The sequence below is a fragment of the Mangrovibacter plantisponsor genome (genome assembly GCF_003182475.1).
GTDB lineage: Bacteria > Pseudomonadota > Gammaproteobacteria > Enterobacterales > Enterobacteriaceae > Mangrovibacter > Mangrovibacter plantisponsor.
Genome location: NZ_QGTS01000023.1, coordinates 1 through 21,753, shown reverse-complemented (window position 1 = coordinate 21,753; position 21,753 = coordinate 1). Strand labels below are relative to the sequence as shown.

Genomic DNA, 21,753 nt, shown 5'->3' with positions numbered 1-21,753 from the left:
CCCGTGCCACCAGAGGACACAGACGTGCGATTTCCCAACCAACGGCTGGCGCAGTTGTTTTGTTTACTGGAAAACGAAGCACTGCCTCAGGATGAACTGGCTCGCCGCCTGGCTGTCTCCACCCGCACAGTCAGGGCAGATATTACGGCACTGAATACATTGCTGGCCTGCCATGGCGCGCAATTTATTTTGAGCCGGGGAACCGGCTACCAGTTGCGGGTTAACGACCCGGGCCGTTTTGGTGAGTTACAAAGCCAACACCAGGCACCATTACGCGTTCCCCGCACCAGTGCCGACCGGGTTAACTACTTACTGGTGCGGTTTTTAACTTCGGCGTTTTCCCTCAAACTTGAAGACCTTGCCGATGAATGGTTTATCAGCCGGGCAACGTTGCAGGGCGATATGGCGGAAGTGCGCGATGTGCTGGCTCGCTATAATTTGTCGATTGAAGCAAGGCCCCGGCATGGCATGAAACTGTTCGGCGATGAAACCGCTGTGCGGGCATGCCTGACGGACTTACTGTGGCAAATCAGCCAGCAGGACAGTGACAGCCCATTAATACAAGAAGAAGCGCTGAATTCCGGTGTGCTGGCGGCACTGGAACCCACTTTGCAAAACTGCCTTGAGCAGTTTGCCATCCGCATGACAGACGAGAGCGTTGATTTTCTCAGGTTTTATTGCGCAGTGGCCGTGCGGCGTATTAGTGAAGGTTACCCCATTGCCAGTTTCCACGCCGACAACGTAGATGAACCTGTGCGCCAGGCCGCCAGTACCATGAGCCACCTGTTACAGCACCTGAGCGGCAAAGCGCTGTCAGATGCAGAAGAAAACTGGTTACAGGTGCATTTTGCCGCACGCCGTATTCTGGATGCCGACCCTTGTGCTATTAGCGCCGATGACGACGAAGCGCTGGTCAGCTACATTCTGCGTTATATCAACAGCCACTATAATTACGATTTGACCCGCGACCAGCAACTGCACGCCGATTTGCTGACCCACATTAAAACCATGATTACGCGGGTTCGCTACCAAATCCATATTCCCAACCCATTGCTGCAAAATATTAAACAGCATTACCCGCTGGCGTGGGATATGACACTTGCGGCAGTTGCCAGTTGGGGAAAACATACGCCATACACCATTAGTGAAAATGAAGTGGGTTTTCTGGTGTTGCATATCGGTGTCGGGCTGGAACGCCACTACGACATAGGTTGGCAACGTAACCCACAGGTGCTGCTGGTGTGCGATACCGGTAATTCCACCGTGCGCATGATTCAGGCCCAACTGGTGCGTAAATACCCGCAAATTGAAGTCACACGTATTATCTCCCTGCGGGATTACGAACAACTGAACACCGTTGCCGAAGACTTTGTTATCAGCACTGCGCGGCTGGCGGAAAAAGACAAACCGGTTGCCACCATGTCGCCGTTTCCTTCCGATTACCAGGTAGAGCAAATAGGCAAGCTGGTGCTGGTGGACCGCACCCGCCCCTGGATGCTGGAGCGGTTTTTTGATGCGCGCTATTTTCGCATTATCGATAAGCCCGTCAGCCAACAGGCCCTGTTCACCAGCCTGTGCCAGCAACTGGAGAGCGAAGGCGTTGTCGGGCCAGATTTCCTGCCTTCAGTGACTGAGCGTGAAGCTATTGTCAGTACCATGCTGGGCGACGGCATTGCGTTACCACACTCGCTGGGTTTGCTGGCACATAAAACCGTGGTGTACACCGTACTGGCCCCACAAGGTATTCCCTGGGGAGACGAAACAGCAAAAGTGATTTTCCTGCTGGCTATCAGTAAAGAAGAATATGAAGAAGCGATGGCGATTTACGACCTGTTTGTGACGTTTTTGCGCGAGCAGCGTATGCCATTACTGAAAGACTGCCGGGATTTTGCTGAATTTAAAGCCGTGGCGGTATCCTGCCTGAATACTGCTCAGAGCTAGCCTGTTCAGCACAACAACAAGACGGGCACTGGGAAAAATTTTGCTGTAAGGCACACCGAAAGCCCACCGAAAATACAGGCGGAGACCATCACAAAAAAATACAGCACCGCGCCATATCATATATGGTAGGTGCTGTATTTTTTATTACTTCAACTGGCTTTCACCGGCTTTAACGCAGGTGGTGGATAACCTGGTTGCTGCTACCGCGCCAGATCAACGCCGGGTCGCGTAAATCCTGCATGTACTTGCCATCAACCAGCGCATTAATCAGCGCAACAACTTCTTGCTGTGCATCATTCAGCTCGCTCAGCAGGTAACCGGTCCAGACCCAGATGTCTTTGCCCGGGCACTCGCGGCATATGCGCTGCACCAGCCGTAACACAGCAGGCACATTGGCCGGGTGAAGAGGGTCGCCACCAGACAGCGACAGCCCCTGGCGTTTCACCCGGGTGTCTTGCAGGTCGGCGATTATCCTGTCTTCCATTTCCTGGGTGAACGGCACCCCGGAGTTCACCCGCCAGGTGCTTTTGTTGTAGCAACCGGGGCATTCATGAACGCAACCGGCGACAAACAACGTGCACCGGGTGCCGGGGCCATTCACCACATCCACCGGGTAATACTGGTGGTAATTCATAATTAACCCAACTGGCCGTTATTGAGGTGTTTCACCCGGCGCTTCACTTCTTCCTGCTTACCGGCATTGAACGGGCGTGCATCCGGGCTGCCCAGGTAACCACAAACACGGCGGATAACAGACACCCGTGAAGAATCATGGTTGCCGCATTTCGGGCAGGTGAAGCCTTTGCTGGTGCACTCAAACTCACCAGTAAAACCACACTCATAGCATTCATCAATAGGCGTGTTAGTGCCGTAATACGGAACATGCTGGTAGCTGTAATCCCACACATCTTCCAGTGCGCGCAGGTTGTGTTGCAGATTCGGGTATTCTCCGTAGCAAATAAAGCCCCCATTGCTCAACGGCGGGTACGGTGCTTCAAAATCGATTTTGTCGTAAGGGTTAACCTTTTTCTCCACATCCAGGTGGAAGCTGTTGGTGTAATAGCCTTTGTCTGTTACGCCAGGCACTACGCCAAATTCGGCGGTATCCAGGCGGCAGAAACGGTCGCACAGGTTTTCACTCGGGGTACTGTACAGGCTGAAACCGTAGCCGGTTTCTTCTTTCCATTCGTCCACTGCTTTACGCAGGCGGGCGACAATGGCAACGCCAATTGCGCGCAGTTTTTCATCGTCATAAATATGGCGGTTACCGGACAACGCGTTAATGGTTTCATGAATGCCGATATACCCAAGCGAAATTGACGCACGGCCGTCTTTAAAAATTTGCGCGACATCATCATCGGCTTTCAGGCGCACACCACATGCCCCTTCCATATACAGAATCGGTGCAACACGGGCTTTTACACCTTCCAGGCGGGCGATACGTGTCATCAGGGCTTTCTTCGACAGCTCAAGGCGGCTGTCCAGCAGTTTCCAGAATTCGGTTTCATCGCCTTTGGCTTCCAGCGCAATACGCGGCAGGTTCAGGCTGATAACCCCAAGGTTATTACGCCCGTCGTGAATCTGTTCGCCGTTTTCTTCATAAACACCCAGGAAGCTGCGGCAGCCCATTGGTGTTTTAAAGGAACCGGTCACCTTCACGACCTGATCGTAATTCAGGATATCCGGGTACATACGCTTACTGGCACATTCCAGAGCCAGTTGCTTGATATCGTAGTTCGGGTCACCGTCACGGTGGTTCAGGCCATCACGGATCGCGAAGACCAGTTTGGGGAACACCGCAGTTTTGCGGTTTTTGCCCAGCCCGGCAATGCGGTTACGCAGAATAGATGTCTGAATCAGGCGGGATTCCCAGCCGGTACCCAGCCCAAAACCGAAGGTGACGAAAGGTGTCTGGCCATTCGCGGTATGCAGCGTGTTAACTTCATATTCCAGAGACTGGAAGGCATCGTAACACTCTTTTTCAGTGCGTGAGCGGGCATAACCTTCGGCATCAGGGATCTGCCATTCATCTGCGGTTTTACGGTGTTTTTGGAAACTGGCAGTAACGAATGGCGCCAGAATTTCATCAATACGGTTAATAGTGGTGCCACCGTAAATATGGCTGGCAACCTGCGCGATAATTTGTGCAGTAACCGCCGTGGCAGTAGAAATGGATTTCGGCGGTTCAATTTCCGCGTTACCCATTTTAAAGCCCTGAGTCAGCATGCCTTTTAAATCAATCAGCATGCAGTTAAACATGGGGAAGAAGGGCGAGTAATCCAGATCGTGATAGTGGATTTCACCACGTTCATGAGCCAGTACGACATCACGGGGCAGCAGATACTGTTTGGCGTAATGTTTAGCCACAATCCCGGCCAGCAAATCACGCTGAGTGGGGATGACTTTGCTGTCTTTGTTGGCATTTTCATTGAGGATAGCCGTGTTGGTTTGCTCTACCAGACCACGTATTTCCTGGTTGAGCTTGCCGCGTTTTTCGCGGGCGACATCACGGTCATGGCGATATTCAATGTAAGCGCGCGCCAGTTGCTTATGGTTTCCGGCCATTAACTGGTTTTCAACAGCGGTCTGGATTTCATGGATATCGACCTGGCTACGGCCTTCCATTTGTGCACGGACGACTTCTGCGACGGTGGCGCAATAGTCTGCGTCATCGACACCTGCAGCTTTAGCGGCACGAAGAATGGCTTCTTTAATGCGCTCTGAATTGAAAGGTACTTTGCACCCATCTCTTTTCAACACGTGCGGTGTCATGATCTCTCCATTTTTAAAAACAGGTTTTCCACAGAAACAAAGGTTCAGAAATAAGGCGCTATGTATCAGGAATACGCCAGAAAGCCCTTCTCTTTGCCTCGATTTATCCACAAATACTTCCCTTGCGGAAATGTGGCCTTAGTAAGGTATAACAGATGATTACTACAATATGTAGTTGAGGAATGCATTTTAGTGTCTACATGTAGTGATTTGCATCAAACATGTTTGCGTTTTTTTTGATGCAGGACAAAGTAATCTGGCGGAGAAGCTATGGCGCGGCTTGCTGGCTGAACGTGAAATAGGCAGTCAAACTTTTTTCTTAATCGCGTTCAAAAAACAACCAAAATATGCTGATTATGCAAACATTTCAGGCCAGCTTTTTCAGCCTGGCCTGAGTCCCTGGGAATAACCAGGATTAATCGGAGGATGCCTGCCACCAGACAGCTTCAAAGGGCCGCAATGTGATGCCTTCTGGTTGTAATGGTGGATGAGGGTAGTTGGCCGCCAGAACTTGTGCTGTACCTGGCAAAGCACAACCGGCCCAGGTTTGTGGCTGCGGGCTGAGGTTGATGGCGACCACCAGTTGCCGGCCCTGCCAGGTGCGGCGGTAGCACCACAATGTTGGTGCATCGGGCTGCAGGTCTTCATAGTCGCCCCAGGTTATTACCGGGTGTGTTTTACGCAGGCGAATCAGGTGCTGGTAGGTGTAAAACACTGAATCCGGGTTATCCAGTGCGGCACGGGCATTAATTTCCGGGTAATTCTCACACACGCCTATCCAGGGTGTTCCCTTAGTAAAGCCAGAATGTGGGCTGCTATCCCACTGCATTGGTGTGCGGCTGTTATCGCGGGATTTACTGGCCAGCACTGCCAGCAGTGTTGCCTCATTTTCACCACGCTGCTGCCCTGCGGCAAACATGTTCAGGCTCTCTACGTCGCGGTATTCCTCAATGGTGCGGAAATGCGGGTTGGTCATGCCCAACTCTTCACCCTGGTAGATATACGGCGTGCCCTGTAACCCATGCAGCGCCAGCGCCAGAGCTTTTGCCGCCACTTCCCGCAACGGGCCTTCACTCCCAAAACGGGACACAATGCGCGGCTGGTCGTGGTTACACCAAAACAGCGCATTCCACGCCTGGTTGTGCATGCCCTGCTGCCACCAGGTAAAAATCTTTTTCAGTTCGATAAAGTCCGGTTCGGCCAGGGCCCATTTTTGCCCGTTCGGGTAATCCACTTTCAGGTGATGGAAGTTGAATGTCATAGATAATTCGCGGCCATCGAGCGCGGCATACTGGCGGCAGTGCTCCAGCGATGTCGACGACATTTCACCGACAGTCATTAACTGGCGCGGAGCAAACACTTCACGGCTGAATTCCTGCAAAAAATCATGAATGCGCGGGCCATCGGTATAAAAACGGCGGCCATCACCACCGGGGATATCTTCCGGCCAGCCGGGGTGTTTGGACACCAGGTTCACGACATCCAGCCGCAGGCCATCAACGCCTCTGTCTGCCCAAAAATGGCATATCTGCTGGAGCGCCTGGCGCACTGCCGGGTTTTCCCAGTTTAAGTCTGCCTGTTCAGGCGCGAACAAATGGAGGTAATGCTGCCCGCTTGCGGCATGCCATTGCCAGGCACTGCCGCCGAATTTCGCCTGCCAGCCGTTAGGCGGTGTATTGGGTGTGCCATCGCGCCAGATATAGAAATCACGGTGTGGGTCTTGCGGGTTTTCTGCTGCACGGAACCACGCATGTTCAGTGGATGTGTGGTTAAACACCATGTCCAGAACGATGCGAATACCGCGCTGGTGGGCTGCTGCAACCAGGTTATCAAAATCGCCCATGGTGCCGTACGCCGGGTCAATGGCCTGGTAATCGGCAACGTCGTACCCGTTATCAACCTGAGGAGAAACATAAAACGGCGTCAGCCAGATGGCGTCCACACCCAACGTTTGCAGGTAGTCCAACCGCTGGATAACACCGGCCAGGTCACCCGTGCCACTGCCGGTAGTATCCTGAAAACTTTTCGGGTAAATCTGGTAAATCACACCGTTTTGCCACCAGGGCAGAGTTGCTGTCATTGTGCTTTCCTGCATCATCAAAAAGGAACAGGCGGGTAAGCCGCCTGTGAAGTAAAGACTTAAATCACCTGCAATGTGCCCTGATGGTTTTTTCGTTTGTACAGCACCGTGGTCAGAATAATGGGCACAACAATGGCGACAGCCATGGCAAGTGAAAAGGTGCCCCAAAAACGTGGCTGAATGGAGAGAATACCCGGGATACCACCCACGCCAATGCCGTTTGCCAGTACACCACTTAACCCGCACAGCAACGCGGCCAGCCCTGAGCCTGTCATGGCGCACAGCATGGGGAAACGGTACTTCATGTTAATGCCGTACATAGCAGGTTCAGTGACGCCCAAAAAAGCGGAAATGGCGGCAGGGACAGAGATTTCACGTTCATTTTGTTTACGGCTGACCAGGATAACGCCCACAACGGCAGCACCCTGAGCAATATTGGACAACGCAATCAGAGGCCAGACAGGTGTACCGCCCATGCTTTGAATCATCTGCATGTCGATGGCCAGCGTGGTTTGGTGAACACCGGTAATCACCAGTGGGGCATAGAGAAAGCCGAACAACGCGGCGCCAATTGGGGCAAAACTACCGGTCATCAGGTGGCGTACTGCAAAGGCAACACCGTCACCAATCATGCGGCCTGCGGGGCCAATCAGCGCGTGGGCAAGGAAAACTGCCAGTAACAGCGAACAGACCGGTACCACCACCAGGTAGAGGTAATCAGGAACCAGGCGTTTGAGCCGGGTCTCAATCATGCCCAGCGCCAGACCGGCGAGCAGTGCCGGAATAACTTGCGCCTGGTAACCCACTTTTTGAATGGTAAACCAGCCGAAGTTCCACACTTCAGGCACCTGGCTACCCAGCAGGTAGGCGTTCATCAGTTGGGGTGATACCAGCGTGATGCCCAGCACAATCCCCAGAATGGGCGTCCCACCCATTTTCTTCACTGCCGACCAGCAAATCCCCACAGGCAAATAGAAGAAAATAGCTTCACCAATCAGCCATAAGAAGTCGTACAGGGTTTTTAATGCCGGGTACACCTGCGCCAGGGTTTCGCCGTTGCGAAAGGGCACATCGCCAATGACATTACGAAAACCGAGGATCAACCCGCCGCTGATAAGTGCCGGCAGGAGCGGGAAGAAGATCTCGGCAAAATGGGAGATCCAGCGTTCATGCCATTTCATATTCTGGCGTGCGGCCTGCTTCACCTGGTCTTTATTGGCGGAGCTTTGCCCGGTGTGTGCCAGCAGCGCCTGGTACCAGTCACCAACGTTAGTACCAATCACCACCTGGAATTGCCCGGCATTGGTAAAACAGCCTTTCACCATTGGCAAGGTTTCAATGGTTTTTGGCTGAGCCAGCGCCGGATCATTCAGTACAAAACGCAGCCGGGTAATGCAGTGGGTTACGGTGGCGATATTTTCCTTGCCACCCACCAGTGCAATCAGCGTATCAATATCCTGCGGGTTAATTTTTTTCATGGTAAATCCCTGTGGAGGTAGGTAAAGGCATCAGCGTGTTTTGCCTGCCCGCAGGGTAGCTATTTTCGTATTGGGTTAAAATGGGAACGTTCCCTAACCAGGGCGATGATCACAATAAATCGCCTTTTGCCTGATGAAGCGCGGGGGATCAGCCTGTGGTTATTGGTGGAGCCAGCCGCGCGGTGATCACTATCTGGCGGGGCGACTGCTGGTGGTTGATCTGATCAATTAATTGCCGGGCAGCCTGCTCGCCCGCTTCATTGTAGCCCGGATCCACGGTGATAATTTCCGGGTGCAGAAAACGCACTAACGGTGTGTTGCCCACACTGGCTAATTGCAGGTGAGTGATATGCTGCTCCTGCAGATATTTACTGGCACCAATTGCCAGCATATCTGTTGCGCAGACCAGTGCCGTAGTGGCTGGGGTTAACACACTGGCGATATGGTCATAGCCCTGCTGCATGCCAAGCCCGGGCAGGGCAGCGCAGGGCGGGATTTGGTAGTGCTCGCAACTGCTCAGGTAAGCCTGGTGGCGGCGCAGACCCGTGGTGGTATCACTGTGGGGTGCACCAAGAAAACTGATATGGCGGTGGCCTTGTTGGTAAAGCTGCTGCATCAAAAGCGCGATAGCGCCGTTATCGTCATAACAGACTGAAGCAAGCCCCGGGGCATCCCGGGCCAGTAAAACCAGTGAATCACGCCAGCCTGCCAGAACGCTTTCATTAATGCCGGTAAAGCCAAACAACACAATGCCATCGATATGGCGTAACCGCATCACACGCAGATGCTCTTCAACACGCTCTGGCGAAAACTGGCTTTCCAGCATAATTGGGTCGTAGCCTTGTTCATAAAACAACGGCAGCATGGTTTGAACGGCCAGGTTTTCTGACAGGGAATCCAGGCGGGTAACGATAATCGCCACCACTTTGTCGCTTTGCCCGCGCATGGCTCTGGCGGAACGTGAAGGGCTGAACCCTTGCTGGAGCATTACCGCTTCCACCCGCTCACGGGTTTTCTCACTGACGCCGCTTTCATTATTCAGCACCCGGGAAACGGTGGATTTGCCAACGCCACTGAGCCGGGCGATATCTTTGATTGTCAGGCGTTCTGGCATATCAGGGTCATCCTTCAGGTTGGTAGTGGCGTCGCCGGTATAATAATGCCTGACGCGCCAGATTTCCCCTGTTTGCCTGCAAGAAAAGTGTTTGCCAGCAAGAAAAGCGGAACTCACCCTGGTTGAGCTGCCGTTTACACAACAGGGAGTACTATACGCGCGCTAAACGTGGGCCTGGTGGCGTGGTTATTCCACCAGAAATGCACCAGACCTGTTTTTTTCACCTTACCGGAGGACTCATGGACCCTGATCCAGCACCTCATTTAACCGAGAACTACCTCACCCGGTAAGACACGCCTTTTTCCGCCGTTGCCTTACTGGAACATGTAATGCAGCGGCGTCTTCGTATGACGTCCCTGTTGTTTTTGTTTTCGCCACGCAACCCTGTGGGTACCTGCGTGGTGCTGTTCTGTGTGCCTGCCACTGGCTGTGAAGGCGCACGGAGGGATAGTTATGCATGTAAAAAAAATGACTCGTCGTCTCTTTTCTCAATTGATTCGCCGTTTACCCCACCGCCTGGTGGCACGCGATCCATTACTGGACAGCCGTTCAGCACACCAGGCCGGCACCATGCCAGCAGGCCTTGCTGAACAGTGCCTTAAAGTGGCGCAAATGCCAGAAAACGAACTCTGGCAGGCATTTAACAGCCACCCGGAAGGGCTGGCTGCCGATGCAGTAGCGCGGGCACGGGCACAGCATGGCTTCAACCGTATTCCGGAAGATGCGCCCACACCCTGGTGGGTTCACTTGTGGCAGTGTTATCGCAACCCCTTTAACCTGCTCCTGACTGTGCTGGCAATCATCTCTTATTCAACCGAAGACTTGTTTGCCACGGGCGTTATTCTGTTGATGGTGGCGATTTCTACATTACTGAACTTTGTGCAGGAAGCGCGCTCCACCAAAGCGGCAGATGCGCTGAAAGCCATGGTCAGCAACAAAGCAACCGTGTTGCGCATGGTGGATGAACTGGGTACCACTCGCTGGTGCGAGATCCCTTGTGATCAACTGGTTCCCGGCGATATCGTCAAGTTATCTGCCGGTGACATGATCCCCGCAGATCTGCGGGTGGTTCAGGCGCGGGATCTGTTTATCGCCCAGGCTTCCCTTACCGGGGAATCGTTGCCGGTAGAAAAAGCAGCCCACAGCCGCCAGGCTGAACAACGTAACCCGCTGGAAAGCGACACATTATGTTTTATGGGCACTACCGTGGTGAGCGGTACCGCACAGGCAATGGTCATTGCCACCGGGGGAAATACCTGGTTTGGGCAACTGGCTGGCCGGGTTACACAGCAGGAAAATGAACCTAACGCGTTCCAGAAAGGTATCAGCCGCGTCAGTATGTTGTTGATTCGTTTTATGCTGGTGATGGCACCCGTTGTACTGCTGATTAACGGCTACACCAAAGGCGACTGGTGGGAAGCGGCACTGTTTGCGTTGTCTGTGGCTGTTGGCCTGACACCAGAAATGTTGCCCATGATTGTCACCTCCACACTGGCGCGCGGTGCCGTAAAACTGTCACGCCAGAAAGTGATTGTGAAACACCTGGATGCCATTCAGAACTTCGGTGCCATGGACATTCTGTGCACGGATAAAACCGGCACACTGACCCAGGACCGCATTATTCTGGAAACCCACACAGATACCGCCGGGGAAGTCAGCAACCGGGTTCTGCACCTTGCCTGGCTGAACAGCCATTACCAGACCGGCCTGAAAAACCTGCTGGATACAGCGGTGCTGGAACGGGTGGACGAATTCCAGGCCAGGGCGAATGTTGAGCACTGGCATAAAGTGGATGAGATTCCGTTCGATTTTGAGCGCCGCCGTATGTCGGTGGTGGTGAGTGAAACGCCGGATGCACACCTGCTGATTTGCAAAGGGGCATTACAAGAAATGCTGGATGTGTGCACCCATGTGCGCCAGGGCGAAGAAATAGTACCGCTCAGTGATGCGCTGCTGGTGAGAATCCGCCAGGTAACGGATGACCTGAACCGCCAGGGGTTACGTGTGGTGGCCGTTGCCAGTAAATTCCTGGTCGCCCGGGAAGGGGATTACAGCCGGGCAGATGAATCAGACCTGATTTTGGATGGCTATATCGCATTCCTGGACCCGCCAAAAGAGAGCACCGCACCGGCACTGAAAGCCCTGCATGCCAGCGGTATCACAGTCAAAATTCTGACTGGCGACAGCGAACTGGTGGCAGCGAAAGTGTGCCGTGAAGTGGGCCTGGATGCGGGGGATGTCATCACCGGAGACAGTATTGAAACCCTGGATGACATGGCACTGGCAGAGCTGGCGCGCCATACCGTTGTTTTTGCCCGCCTGACGCCACTGCACAAAGAGCGTATTGTGCGCCTGCTGCGCCAGGGCGGCCATGTTGTGGGCTTTATGGGTGATGGTATTAACGATGCCCCGGCATTACGTGCGGCAGATATCGGTATTTCTGTCGATGGTGCCGTGGATATTGCCCGTGAAGCCGCTGATATTATTCTGCTGGAAAAAAGCCTGATGGTGCTGGAAGCCGGTGTCATTGAAGGGCGGCGCACGTTTGCCAACATGCTCAAATACATCAAAATGACGGCCAGCTCTAACTTCGGTAATGTGTTCAGCGTACTGGTTGCCAGTGCTTTCCTGCCCTTTTTGCCGATGTTGCCACTGCACTTACTGATTCAGAACCTGCTGTACGATGTATCCCAGGTTGCCATTCCGTTTGATAACGTGGATGACGAGCAAATTCAGAAACCTCAGCGCTGGAACCCGGCAGATTTGGGGCGGTTTATGGTGTTTTTTGGCCCAATCAGCTCCATTTTTGATATTTTGACCTTCTGCCTGATGTGGTTTGTGTTCCACGCCAATGTGCCGGAAGCACAAACTTTGTTCCAGTCTGGCTGGTTTGTGGTTGGTCTGCTGTCACAAACACTGATTGTGCATATGATTCGTACCCGCCGGGTGCCGTTCCTGCAGAGCCGCGCTGCATGGCCGCTGATGGCGATGACGCTGGTGGTAATGAGTATTGGGTTGTGGCTGCCATTCTCTCCGCTGGCTTCATACCTGCAATTGCAGGCGTTGCCGCTCAGCTACTTCCCGTGGCTGGTGGGGATCCTCGCCGGATATATGGCGCTGACACAACTGGTGAAAGGGGTTTACACCCGCCGTTACGGCTGGCAGTAATACCGCTGTTTTTGCCAGATAAACAAACGGCCTGCTGATAGAGCAGGCCGTTTACTGTTGCAGTTCCGCGGTTCCGTTACCCGTTACACCAGGGAAAGGTGAGTACGCGGAATGGCAATTGCTTCAATTTCAATTTTAACGTCTTTCGGCAGGCGAGCCACTTCAACACAAGAGCGCGCCGGGAAAGCCGCATGGTGCTCATTAAAGAACGCTTCGTATTCCGCATTCACTGTGGCGAAATCGTTGAGGTCTTTGACAAACACAGTGGTTTTAACAATATCGCCAACTGCCAGCCCGGCGGCTTCCACAATGGCTTTCACATTATTCAGAGACTGGCGAGCCTGGGCGGTGATATCTTCCGGAACGGTACCGGTTTGCGGGTCTACCGGAATCTGGCCAGACGTCATAATCATGTTGCCCAAATTCACACCCTGAACATAAGGGCCAATAGCGGCAGGGGCTTTATCGGTACTGATTTCGCGTGACATATTTACTCCTGTTAATTAACCAGCCGTAGAAAAGATGCCCACCATTATAGGGAGCATCCGGGCCATTGCCAGCATTGCCAGCCTGTACTCAGTCATTCACAACTTAATCACTCAGAACTTAATCGTTCAGAACAACATGCCGGGCAAACTCTTTCTCGCAGTACTTACATTTCAGGGTGACGGCTTCATCACGCACTTTCACACTAAAACTGGAAGCGACAGGTTCATTGTGGCTGATGCAGTTTGAGTTCGGGCACACCAGCACGTTATCCACACGCTCTGGCAGGCTGGGGCGGCTCTTACCCACCACGCTGTAATCGTCAATCCGGTTGACGGTGGCGTGGGGCGCATACAGTGCCAGTTGGTTTACCTGCTCTTCGGTTAAAAACGTATTCTCGATTTTGATAAGGTCTTTGCGGCCCATTTCACCGGAAGGTAAATTCAGGCCGATAGTGATGCGCTGGTCGGTTTTGGTCAACTGGAACAAAGAGAGCAGTTTAAACCCGACCTGAGCCGGAATATGGTCGATAACTGTGCCGCATTTAATGGCTTCAACCTGCAATTTTTTATCGTCAGTCATTATCTTGTCTCCCTTACAGTGCCAAATCTTCATTCAGAACCAGTGCCAGCAGTGCCTGGCGGGCAAAAATGCCATTCCCCGCCTGCTGGAAATACCAGGCATGAGGGGTTTTATCAACATCGGTCGCGATTTCGTCAACACGCGGCAATGGGTGCAGCACTTTCATATTGCTACGGGCACCTTCCAGGTCACTGGCGCGCAGCACAAACTGGGCTTTCACATTGGCATATTCAGAAGGGTCGAGGCGCTCTTTCTGTACCCGGGTCATATACAGGATGTCCACTTCTGCCATAACGGCATCAATGCTGCCATGCAGGCTCCACTGGATACCTTTTTCTTCCAGCATATCGAGAATATATTGCGGCATTGCCAGCGCAGACGGGGCGATAAAGTAAAAACGGTTCCCGTTGAATTTTGCCAGTGCCTGAGTCAGTGAGTGAACGGTACGGCCATATTTCAGGTCACCTACCATGGCGATATTCAGGTTTTCCAGCCGGCCTTGTGTTTCCTGAATGGTGAACAGATCCAGTAAGGTTTGGGTGGGATGCTGGTTGGAGCCGTCGCCGGCGTTCAGTACCGGAACATGGCCGGAGAATTCGGTTGCCAGGCGTGATGCCCCTTCCTGGGGGTGACGCATGACAATGGCATCCACATAGGTACTGATTACCGAAATGGTGTCTGCCAGTGTTTCGCCTTTTTTGCCAAGCGAGGTATTGCTGCTGTCAGAGAAGCCAACCACAGCCGCGCCCAACCGGTGCATGGATGTTTCAAAGGAGAGGCGGGTACGGGTTGAGGCCTCGAAGAAACAACTGGCGATAACCTTGTGCTTTAACAACTCCGGTTGTGGGTGCGCTTTTAACTGTGCGGCTGTTGCCAGCACCAGTTCAAGCTCCTCCCGGTTAAGATCATTAATCGAAATGATGTGTTTTTTATAAAGCGGATTGGCCATGTTTCTCTCCTGTTAACGAAACGCGGGCAAAAAAAAGCCCCTCAACGAGGGGCTCTGGATCGGTGCAACGGGAAGACAGCACCTGTATTCAGGTGAGTACTCAAAACGGCTTGTGGAATTGGCGTAACCATGCATCCCCCCGGCAAATTGTCCGGCATTATACGCATCCTGAGTTCCTCATCAAGGCGTAAATGCACATTTTTTTATCGTACCGCAATCGGTTGCGGTAAAACGGCGGTCAGGCCAAAAGTTTGCACAATTTTGTGGTGCAAATGGGGGGTTTTAGTGACATCCCGGGGAGCGACCCAGACAACACTGCTGCCTGCCACTACGCCCAAAACATCAGGTAGTGCACGGTAATCAAGTATTTTTCCGACCGCACGCCCGTAGCCTGCCACAGTATGGAGAATAACAAACTCGGCGTTGTGCTCCACACTGATGACCATCTCGCCAATGGCCCGCCCGGCACTGGGTTCTGGCTGTTCCTGCGGGCTGAGGCTGTAGATTTTCTCCCCCCGGGCATTACGAATTTTAATGACCCCAAGAATACGCAATAAACGTGAAATCGTGGACTGGCTAATGGCCTGAAAACCGTGGCGTTGCATGTCACGCCGTAACGCATCCTGGCACCCGTAGCTGTGGTTGATGATTAACCGCTGGCATAATGCCAACTGTTGCATCTCCTTTTCAGACGATGTAATCGGGGTTTTCATACTGCATCCTGTTCTTCAAAATAAAACTAAATATTGTGCTAACTGTTTAACATAACTGGATTATTTAAACCGCCGGGCCAGTCTTCCTTTGGCAAGCTCAGGTCAACTGGCCGGAAAAAAATCAGGCTATGCTCAGTGAACCCTGCAAAACCAGCAGCAGTGTCCAGGCTGCAGCCAGCACAATGGCAATCACCAGCCACCACTCGGCGTTGTTGAACATAAGGCGGTTCTGGATGCGGCGCTGCCAGATATACACCAGTATGCCGGGGGCAAAGAGCAGGGCGCTCAACAGCATGGAGTCCCCGGCGGCATAACACAGCCAGAAACCATAAACCGTGGCGATAATACCCAGGGCAATCGCTCCGCCACGGCGTTCATTTTCCTGGTAACGCTCACCTGTCAGCGCCAGTTTTAATCCATAAGCTGCACTGAACAGATAAGGCGGTAGAATCGCGGCGGTGGCAATGGAGAACAACGCCTGGTAACCTGCCTGGTAGAAGAGAGTCAGTAGCAGAAACACCTGAATCAGGCCATTGGTTATCCAAAGCGAGAAAGAAGGAGAATGGCGGCTGTTTTCCCGGGCAAATACCGCGGGGAAGATGCCATCCTGCGCGGCTACTCGCGGGAGTTCCGCGGCAAACAAGGTCCAGGCGAGCAGTGCTCCGGCAACAGATAAAATCACTCCGCCAGCCACGAAACGGGCACCCCACGGGCCGACAACATGTTCCAGCACCCCGGCCATCGACGGGTTCTTCAACCCGGCCAGCGTGGCCTGGTCCAGGATCCCCATAGAAAGCACACTGACCAGCACATAAATAGCCAGTGCGCCCAGTAAGCCGGTGACTGTCGCTTTACCAATATCAGAACGCCGGGCGGCACGGGCAGAAACTACGGTTGCGCCTTCAATACCAATAAATACCCAGGTCGTTACCAGCATGGTGTTTTTGGTTTGGTCGAACAGGCTGCTGTGCGTGTTACTGGTTTGCATCACGCGGCCCCAGAAATCAGCTGTAAAAATACCCATTCTGAATGCCAACAGGGCGGCGATAATAAAGACAATTAACACCAGGACTTTGATAATGGTAAGCAGTGAGTTGATCCATGCGGCTTCCCGCACACCACGCAACACCAGCGCGTGTACCAGCCACAGAACAATTGATGCGCCAACCACAGAGATAAGGTTGTTGCCTTCCCCAAAGACAGGAATAAAAAAGCTCAGCGCGCTGAACAGCAGTACGGCATAGGATACATTGCCGAGCCACGCGGAAAACCAGTAGCCCCAGGCTGCCTGGAAGCCAATAAAGTCGCCAAACCCGGCGCGGGCGTAACTGTAAATCCCGCCATCCAGCTCCGGGCAGCGTGCGCTCAGGTTCTGGTAGATAAAAGCCAGGCACAGCATACCAATGCCGGTGATAACCCAGCCTGCCAGCAGTGCGCCGGGTGACGCCACCGCCGCAAAGTTTTGCGGCAGGCTGAACACCCCACCGCCAATCATTGAACCGATAACCAGGGCGACCAGTGCGCCCAGCCCTAATTTTTTCTCACCGAGTTCCGCTGTATGGGAATCGGTGTCGCTATGTGTGACATCTGCCATCGTCGTTCTCCCGCTGCCCGGGGGCAGCCTGTGGATAATGCGGCAGGCTCTGCTGCCGCATTACTGTGTTATTCACCCAGGGTTGCCACCATGACGGCTTTAATGGTGTGCATGCGGTTTTCTGCTTCATCGAAAACGATGGAACGGGGGGATTCAAAAACACTTTCGGTTACTTCCAGCCCTTTCAGGCCCCAGGTTTTTTCAATCTCTTTGCCAACCGTGGTTTCATCGTTATGGAATGCTGGCAGGCAGTGCATAAATTTCACCTGTGGGTTACCAGTGGCTTCCACCACGGCATCGTTGATTTGGTAGGGCTTCATCAGTGCCACACGTTCTGCCCAGGCTTCTTTGGCTTCACCCATCGACACCCAAACATCGGTATAGAGGAAATCCACACCCGCCACGCCTTCCTGTACGTTGTCAGTCAGCATGATGCGTGCGCCAGTTTGTTTGGCGATGTCCTGGCACTGTGCGACCAGTTCAGGCTCTGGCCAGAATGCTTTGGGCGCCACCAGGCGGATATCCATGCCCATTTTCGCCGCGCCCACCATCAGGGAGTTGCCCATGTTGTTGCGGGCATCGCCCAGGTAAGCAAAGGCGATGTCTTTCAGCGCACGACCTGGTGTATGTTCCTGCATGGTCATCAGGTCGGCCAGAATTTGTGTGGGGTGGAATTCGTTGGTCAGACCGTTCCATACCGGGACGCCTGCGTATTGCCCCAGCTCTTCAACAATGGCCTGGCCGTAACCACGGTATTCAATACCGTCGTACATCCGCCCCAGAACACGGGCGGTATCTTTCATGGATTCTTTATGGCCAATTTGTGACCCGGTCGGCCCAAGATAAGTCACCTGCGCACCCTGGTCGAACGCGCCAACTTCAAAAGCACAGCGGGTACGGGTGGAGGTTTTTTCGAAGATCAGCGCAATATTTTTGCCTGTCAGCGTTTTCTTTTCTGTTCCGGCTTTTTTGTCAGCCTTCAAAGAAGCAGCCAGCTCCAGCAGGTAGTTAATTTCAGCAGGCGTAAAATCGAGAAGTTTTAAAAAATTTTTATTTTTCAGTGAAATGGTCATTTTTATATCCTTTTTTGGGATAACACTTTTCTGCCCCGGCCAGGTGGTGGCAGGGAACGCGTGTGTTAATAAAAAGTGAGAATCAGTTGTTTGAGATACGGGTGCCTTTGTCGCCCGCCAGAATCGCCAGGCCGTCTTCCAGGGCTCCAATACCGGCAATTCCGTGGCATTGCTCAACAAACTGGCAGCAGGCGGCCACTTTCGGGCCCATGGAGCCTGCATCGAAGGTCATGGTCTTGAGTTCCGCCGGGGTTACCTGTGCCAGTGGGCGCTGGTCTGGCTGCCCCCAGTTGAGATACACCCCGTTGGCGTCGGTCAGGATCAACAGTGCATCTGCTTCAATCTGGCGGGCCAGCAGTGCTGCGGAGAGGTCTTTATCAATCACCGCTTCAATGCCGTGATAACCATCGCCTTTTTCAACTACCGGAACACCGCCGCCGCCGTTGCAAATGACCAGGTGGCCGCGCTGGATCAGGGCGCTGATGGCATCACTTTCCAGAATACGTTTCGGTTGGGGTGACGGGACCACCCGGCGTGTCCACTCGCCATCCTGGCGGAAAACCCAGCCTTTTTCGGCGGCCAGTGTTTCAGCCTGAGCCCGGTCATACACCGGCCCGATATACTTGGTCGGGTTGCTGAATGCCGGGTCACTGGCACTGACTTCTACTTGGGTTAGCAGCACACTGATTTCCTGGTCGGGCAGGGCGTTTTTCAGGGTTTGCTGCAACATATAACCAATCATGCCCTGGCTTTCTGCTCCCAAAATATCCAGCGGATACGGGGCAACTTTGTCGAAGGCGCTATTTTGCAGAGCCAGCAGGCCAACCTGCGGGCCATTTCCGTGCACCAGTACCACCTGCCACTGGCGGGTGAGTTGAGCTATTGTCCGTGCTGCCAGTGCAATATTTTCGCGCTGAACAGACGCCTCAAGAGGCTGGCCGCGTTTGAGCAGTGCATTGCCGCCAAGGGCGACGACCAGTGTGGGTTTACGTTCCGTCATGTTCGTTGTTCTCCGTTCTCAAATGCCATCACGTTCCAGCGGGCAGCTCATGCAGCGTGCACCACCACGGCCACGCCCCAGTTCATTGCCCGGAATGGGCAGTACGGTGATTCCGGCTTTATCGTATTTTTCGTTGGTCCAGGTGTTGCGTTCATAGCCGACAACCACACCCGGGCGCAGTGTCAGTACGTTGTTGGCGTCATTCCATTGTTCGCGCTCTGCTTCAAAGGCATCGCCGCCAGTGGTTATCAGTTTCACCTGGTCGATATGCAGGGCCTGTTCCAGTGCATGGAGTAAATTGGGTGCCTGCTGGCGTTTCAGCCCACCCCGGCCATCGGGCGTCAGCACCCAGCACTGTGCGTTCTGCCGCACCACTTCCGGGTAAACAGAGAAGGTGTCGATATCAATGTGGGTCATCACGGTATCCAGGTGCATACAGGAGCGGTGTTTGGGGAGCTCCAGCGCAATGACTTGTTTTGCCTGGTGATGCTGGAATAGTGATGTGGCGAGAAATTCCACCCCTTGTGGTGTGGTGCGTTCAGACATGCCAATTAAGACCGCATCGCGGCCAATCACCAGCACATCTCCACCTTCCAGTGTGGCGTGGTCATAATTAATATTTTCATCGCCGTAATATTTAACAAAATCACCAGCAGAAAATAATGGGTGCCAGCGGTAAATAGCACGCAGATTATTTGTTTCGCGCTGGCGGGCTGTTTTTGCCATTGGGTTAATTGAAACGCCGTTATAAATCCAGCAGGATGTATCACGGGTGAATAAATGGTTAGGTAATGGCTTCATAATAAAATCGGTGGCGCTATGGGTATCTGTCACCATATTTTTAATATGCCCGGGTATTTCACCATAAGTGACCCCTCCAGTGAGGCGGCGCGCCAGTTCGCGATGCGGTAAATCAGCCAGCCATGCACGAACATCAGAGGCAAATGCCGGCCCCAGGCGGTAGTCGGATATTTGGGTGCTGAGCAACCAGTCGCGGGCTTCTGTGTTATCCAGCGTTTCGCTCAGTAAATCAGTGAGTAACAGCACCTCCACACCCTGCTCACGCAGTGTGTTAGCGAAGATATCATGCTCTTCACCCGCCTTTTCTACTGACAGTACATCATCAAATAATAAGTCCTGGCAGTTCGATGGCGTCAGGCGTTGCAAGCTAAGGTTCGGGCGGTGCAGTAATACACTGCGTAATTGCCCTATTTCTGAACCGACATAATGTTTTTGCATATTTAATCCTCATTATATTTTATTCCGCAAGCCAGTTTTAAATAGCAGTTATCCGTATCCTGTTATTGAGTAAACAGAAAGGTAATTGCCTGCTGTTCCGGCCTGGTAGTATTGGCTGTAAATTATTTTGTTGAGGTTATTAAAAGCAGTTTGTAGCGGTGTTGCAATCCGAAAAACAAAACTGTTTTGTTTGTTTGATATGGCTCTTAAATAGTGAAAATCGCACCAAGTTAAATCTGAATAAATAATCTGTAGTTGAGTTTTAATATTTATGTTTGTTATGTGTTTGTGAAAATATGCAAAGAAACAAATATTTTAACTTATTGATTTTAAATGGTTATTTTGATAAATATGCATAATTATGCAAAAAGTACTCGTTTTGATTTTATTAGCGCCACTGTGAGAGAAATAGTTAACCGTAAAACTGCATAGAAAAGAGAAAAACAAAACTGTGAGTGTGAAGACTTTTTTTTAGCATGGTCATAAAAATCAACAGGATGGTGACTGTTTTATGCACTTATTTGCATAAGTTGCGCATAAATACAGCATGGCAGGTGCATAAAAAATGCCTGGGCAATAACAAGTGATTTACATCAGTGGAGATAAACATGCGGTGGATATCAAAGACAATAATTTACGCTGGTATGGCAGTACGATTCATCGTATAAATCAGAGAGTGAAACACGGTTTTAATAAGGAACTCCCATGATCATTGGTAACATCCATAATTTGCAGCCCTGGTTGCCAGACGCGTTACGCCAGGCCATTGAGTATGTAAAAGCGCATGTCACTGACGAAACCCCCGCAGGTAAATATGAAATTGACGGCAACCGTCTGTTTTATATGGTTTCTAATGATGTCACAGAACCCTTTGCCGACCGCAAAGCGGAATATCATGCCCGTTGCCTGGACATTCAAATTGTTCTGAATGGCAAAGAAGGAATGACATTCAGCACACATTCGGCAGGCAAACCAGACACTGACTGGCTGGCAGATAAAGATATTGCGTTCCTGGCCGCTGGCGTGGACGAGAAAACGGTTGTGCTGAATGAAGGTGACTTCGTCGTATTCTGGCCGGGCACCGTGCATAAACCGCTGTGTGCTGCTGGTGAACCCGGCAAAGTACGTAAGGTTGTCGTGAAATTGCGTGTGAATGATTGAGTAGAGCAGGGGGCCTGGCCCCCTATGCCCGTTCACTGGTTGTGAAGCTACATTGAGTGCATCACTGCAAGTGAACGGAACTCTCACCACACTGTAGGTGAGCGAAACAGTCACCGCAGTAACAGTAATCTGCCAGTACTGAGCCAGTTGCGCGCCGTGTCAGATGCACTGCTTTTTCTCACCCACTGCGCCCGGCGCCCGCAGGGGGCACTGGCCCCCTACACCCCCTTTTGTGGCCGGCAAAATCGCCGCTACGCGGACATTCGGCTTACCCCGGCGGCTTGTTCGGGTACCGCTCCGAGTCGGCATCCTGCCTCCCGTCGCTCTGCCTGCGTCCTGCAGGCAGCCCCGGCCCGCCAGGCACGCCTCAACGATTTAGAGGCCACACCCCACACCCGCCTGT

General features: G+C 52.7%; 16 protein-coding genes. 3 read left to right on the top strand and 13 right to left on the bottom strand.

All coding sequences use genetic code 11. From position 1 onward, the window contains the following. Positions 1 to 24: 24 nt before the first annotated feature. Positions 25 to 1,941: a BglG family transcription antiterminator gene (locus DES37_RS23885; protein ID WP_036114206.1), complete on the top strand. Its 1,917-nt coding sequence runs from the start codon at positions 25 to 27 to the stop codon at positions 1,939 to 1,941. A gap of 169 nt (positions 1,942 to 2,110) precedes the next feature. Here the strand turns inward: DES37_RS23885 and nrdG are convergent, their stop codons facing one another. From nrdG to treR, 5 genes are all read right to left on the bottom strand, one after another. Beyond that, on the bottom strand, positions 2,111 to 2,575 hold the full coding sequence (gene nrdG, locus DES37_RS23880; RefSeq protein ID WP_110028108.1) for an anaerobic ribonucleoside-triphosphate reductase-activating protein: 465 nt from the start codon (positions 2,573 to 2,575) through the stop codon (positions 2,111 to 2,113). A gap of 2 nt (positions 2,576 to 2,577) precedes the next feature. Further along, positions 2,578 to 4,713, bottom strand: a complete 2,136-nt coding sequence (gene nrdD / locus DES37_RS23875) for an anaerobic ribonucleoside-triphosphate reductase (RefSeq protein WP_036114163.1) — start codon at positions 4,711 to 4,713, stop codon at positions 2,578 to 2,580. Between the two features lie 415 nt (positions 4,714 to 5,128). Beyond that, complete coding sequence (treC, locus tag DES37_RS23865) at positions 5,129 to 6,793, bottom strand: alpha,alpha-phosphotrehalase (RefSeq protein ID WP_110028106.1); 1,665 nt, start codon at positions 6,791 to 6,793, stop codon at positions 5,129 to 5,131. 59 nt (positions 6,794 to 6,852) lie between these two features. After that, positions 6,853 to 8,271 carry a PTS trehalose transporter subunit IIBC gene (gene treB, locus DES37_RS23860; protein WP_036114173.1) on the bottom strand — a complete coding sequence of 473 codons (1,419 nt, stop codon included), beginning with the start codon at positions 8,269 to 8,271 and terminating at the stop codon, positions 6,853 to 6,855. Between the two features lie 148 nt (positions 8,272 to 8,419). Beyond that, the gene (gene treR / locus DES37_RS23855; protein WP_110028105.1) at positions 8,420 to 9,385 is read right to left on the bottom strand and encodes a trehalose operon repressor TreR; all 966 of its coding nucleotides are present in this window, start codon (positions 9,383 to 9,385) and stop codon (positions 8,420 to 8,422) included. 453 nt (positions 9,386 to 9,838) lie between these two features. On the opposite strand from treR, the gene mgtA reads away from it, so the two are divergent. Then, on the top strand, positions 9,839 to 12,553 hold the full coding sequence (mgtA, locus tag DES37_RS23850) for a magnesium-translocating P-type ATPase (RefSeq protein ID WP_425451737.1): 2,715 nt from the start codon (positions 9,839 to 9,841) through the stop codon (positions 12,551 to 12,553). A gap of 83 nt (positions 12,554 to 12,636) precedes the next feature. Here mgtA and ridA read toward each other — a convergent pair whose 3' ends face one another. The 8 genes from ridA to arcA all read right to left on the bottom strand — a co-directional run bounded on the left by ridA (position 12,637) and on the right by arcA (position 20,189). Beyond that, positions 12,637 to 13,041: a 2-iminobutanoate/2-iminopropanoate deaminase gene (gene ridA, locus DES37_RS23845; protein WP_036114178.1), complete on the bottom strand. Its 405-nt coding sequence runs from the start codon at positions 13,039 to 13,041 to the stop codon at positions 12,637 to 12,639. A 118-nt stretch (positions 13,042 to 13,159) separates the two neighbouring features. Continuing rightward, complete coding sequence (gene pyrI / locus DES37_RS23840) at positions 13,160 to 13,621, bottom strand: aspartate carbamoyltransferase regulatory subunit (protein ID WP_036114182.1); 462 nt, start codon at positions 13,619 to 13,621, stop codon at positions 13,160 to 13,162. 13 nt (positions 13,622 to 13,634) lie between these two features. Beyond that, complete coding sequence (gene pyrB / locus DES37_RS23835) at positions 13,635 to 14,570, bottom strand: aspartate carbamoyltransferase (protein ID WP_036114185.1); 936 nt, start codon at positions 14,568 to 14,570, stop codon at positions 13,635 to 13,637. Positions 14,571 to 14,773: 203 nt separating this feature from the next. Then, complete coding sequence (locus DES37_RS23830) at positions 14,774 to 15,283, bottom strand: arginine repressor (protein WP_110028104.1); 510 nt, start codon at positions 15,281 to 15,283, stop codon at positions 14,774 to 14,776. A 121-nt stretch (positions 15,284 to 15,404) separates the two neighbouring features. Next, on the bottom strand, positions 15,405 to 16,877 hold the full coding sequence (arcD, locus tag DES37_RS23825; RefSeq protein ID WP_036114188.1) for an arginine-ornithine antiporter: 1,473 nt from the start codon (positions 16,875 to 16,877) through the stop codon (positions 15,405 to 15,407). A gap of 68 nt (positions 16,878 to 16,945) precedes the next feature. Next, positions 16,946 to 17,950, bottom strand: a complete 1,005-nt coding sequence (argF, locus tag DES37_RS23820) for an ornithine carbamoyltransferase (RefSeq protein WP_110028103.1) — start codon at positions 17,948 to 17,950, stop codon at positions 16,946 to 16,948. A gap of 82 nt (positions 17,951 to 18,032) precedes the next feature. Further along, positions 18,033 to 18,950, bottom strand: coding sequence for a carbamate kinase (gene arcC / locus DES37_RS23815; protein WP_036114193.1), 918 nt, complete (start codon positions 18,948 to 18,950; stop codon positions 18,033 to 18,035). An 18-nt stretch (positions 18,951 to 18,968) separates the two neighbouring features. Continuing rightward, positions 18,969 to 20,189 (bottom strand): arginine deiminase, encoded by a 1,221-nt coding sequence (arcA, locus tag DES37_RS23810; RefSeq protein ID WP_110028102.1) that lies wholly within the window; start codon positions 20,187 to 20,189, stop codon positions 18,969 to 18,971. Positions 20,190 to 20,894: 705 nt separating this feature from the next. Here arcA and DES37_RS23805 point away from each other — a divergent pair. Continuing rightward, the gene (locus DES37_RS23805; RefSeq protein ID WP_110028101.1) at positions 20,895 to 21,350 is read left to right on the top strand and encodes a YhcH/YjgK/YiaL family protein; all 456 of its coding nucleotides are present in this window, start codon (positions 20,895 to 20,897) and stop codon (positions 21,348 to 21,350) included. Positions 21,351 to 21,753: the final 403 nt, after the last annotated feature.